Source organism: Streptomyces sp. MA5143a (assembly GCF_900290235.1).
Classification (GTDB): Bacteria; Actinomycetota; Actinomycetes; order Streptomycetales; family Streptomycetaceae; genus Streptomyces.
This window is the reverse complement of record NZ_OLMK01000186.1, coordinates 1-599: the sequence shown is the minus strand read 5'-3', so window position 1 is coordinate 599 and position 599 is coordinate 1. Positions and strand designations below refer to the sequence as shown.

The following is a 599-nucleotide window of genomic DNA, read 5'->3' as shown; positions in this document are numbered from 1 at the left end:
TAGACGAGTTGTCGACCAAGATCAACCTGTCCACCCGGAGCTTCGCGTGCTTGTCTACCCATCGGGACTCGATCTGTCCAGTTCAGCCCTGCGGTTCCTGGCCGGGAAGCTGACAGCCCTGCGCCGGGCACGCGGAACACGGTGGCACCGACTCGGAACGGCACGGCAGGCCCTGCTGGTCCTGGCCCACCTGCGATGCGGACACACCTACGCCCAGCTGGCCACCGGGTTCGACATCAGCCTCAGCACCGTCTACCGGTACGTGAGCGAGGCCGTCGAACTGTTGGCCGCCCTCGCGCCCGACCTCGCCGAAGCGGTACGCGCCGCCTCCCGCAAAGCCTTCGTGATCCTGGACGGAACCCTCCTGCCGATCGACCGCATCGCCGCTGACCGGCCCTTCTATTCCGGCAAACACAAGAAGCACGGCATGAACGTCCAAGTCCTGGCCGACCCTGCAGGCAGACTGCTGTGGGCCTCACCCGCGCTGCCCGGAGCCGTTCACGACCTTCGCGCGGCCCGCGAACACGACATTCTCGACTCCCTGGCCGCGGCCGGCATCGACTGCTGGGCCGACAAGGGATACCAAGGAGCCGGGGGAA

At 67.1% G+C, this 599-nt stretch carries 1 protein-coding gene; it reads left to right on the top strand.

Annotated features, from left to right (window positions below):
- Positions 1-46 precede the first annotated feature (46 nt).
- A partial coding sequence (locus SMA5143A_RS42465; RefSeq protein WP_107468093.1) for a transposase family protein occupies positions 47-599 on the top strand: 553 nt, incomplete at its 3' end.